Source organism: Collinsella sp. AF31-11 (assembly GCF_003475605.1).
Classification (GTDB): Bacteria; Actinomycetota; Coriobacteriia; order Coriobacteriales; family Coriobacteriaceae; genus Collinsella.
In genome coordinates this window covers 1-1520 of record NZ_QRQS01000035.1, presented here as the reverse complement: position 1 = coordinate 1520, position 1520 = coordinate 1, and the positions used below count along the sequence as shown (strand labels likewise).

Annotated in this window: 1 protein-coding gene and 1 pseudogene; both read left to right on the top strand. The window is 56.7% G+C overall.

Annotation, left to right across the window (positions count from 1 at the left end; translation table 11 throughout):
• On the top strand, positions 1 to 992 hold a 992-nt coding region (locus DWZ22_RS10080), incomplete at its 5' end, for a C39 family peptidase (RefSeq protein WP_118406052.1).
• A gap of 12 nt (positions 993 to 1004) precedes the next feature.
• Positions 1005 to 1520: pseudogene (locus tag DWZ22_RS10075) on the top strand (hypothetical protein); the annotation flags it as partial.

Here is a 1520-nt window from a genome sequence, read left to right as displayed (position 1 = left end):
CCGCCGTCGGCAACGGCGGCACCGCCGGCACCACCGGCCAGGCCCGGGCCGTCGAGGCGATCGCCGCCGAGGTCTCCTCGCCGGTCTCCGGCGGCCTGTCCTACAGCGCCCACGTCTCCGGCATCGGCTGGCAGGACGAGGTCTCGGGCGGCGCCGTGGCCGGCACCACCGGCCAGGGCAGGGCGGTCGAGTGCGTCAAGATGCGCCTGACCGGCGGCCTCTCCGAGTATTACGACGTGTGGTACCGCGCCTACGTGCAGGACTACGGCTGGCTCGGGTGGGCGAGCGACGGGGCCCGCGCCGGCACGACCGGCATCGGCTACCGCGTCGAGGCGCTCCAGGTCCGCATCCTCGCGAAGGGCTCGGCGGCACCGGGCCCCACGGACGGCGCGTACAGGGACCGCCCATTGCATCCGAATTCGGTTGTTCTCAACGTTCCCTGCACAATGCAGAATCCTGAGCTTCCGACTGGTTGCGAGTCCGTTGCATTGACTAATGCGCTCAACTATTACGGATTTGGGCTGGGCAAAACCGTTATTGCAGATGCGTATATGCCTAAGAGCAGCTGGGATTTTGTGACGGCGTTTTGGGGTAATCCGCATAGTGCTTCGAATGGAAACTGCATATCCGCTCCTGGACTGACCAACACAGCTAATTCATTTTTGATCAGTCGTGGAAGCAGTTTGCGGGCGCATGACGTCACAGGCACTGGTTTCTATGATCTTTATTCCTATTTGGAAGCCGGACATCCCGTTATTATCTGGTCAACCATTGGTATGCAAAACTTGGGAAGCTGCTATGCGACCCAGGCATATGGCGGAAGGGTCTATCGAACCTACACCAATTCCCATACCGTCGTTCTTAGGGGCTTTAATCGTTCCCTGGGTACCGTTTACATCGCTGATTCACTCGCTGGCTATGTTTCTAACTCCGCCCAGCGCATTGCTTCGTTATACTCGCAACGAGGGGCACAGGCGGTTGTCCTTAAGTAGGTTCGTTTATTGATGAAGGAAGGTGGAATCGTGAGACGTCTCTTTGATGTGTCCGTTTCTATTCTCATGGCTGCTGTGTTGCTCATGGGTCAATCATGGGCCGTGACTGCTGTATATGCTGATAATTCAGTTAACGGATCTACTGACTCAACTAATTTGAATTCTGAAGACTCGAACGCTTTTGATGATGGTTCAGACTCTGAAGGACAAGAGTCGAATGCGTCCCCTGTTGTTAACGAGTCTCAAGACGCGCAACAGGGTTCATCCGCAGATAGAAGCGAGGTCGTTGCTGACGATTCTGCCGTAAGCAATCAGCTGACCGTCAAGAACGTAAGTGTTTCTGCCCATGTGCAGAATATTGGCTGGATGGATCCGGTTGGTTCGGGTAAGGTTGCCGGAACGACGGGTAGGGGCCTTAATCTCGAGGCACTTAAAATCTCACTTGAAATGGATGGAGCCGCGTCTCAAGAACAGATTGCTGACGCCGTATCCGTCGAGGCCCACGTCTCCAACGTCGGCTGGCAGGCC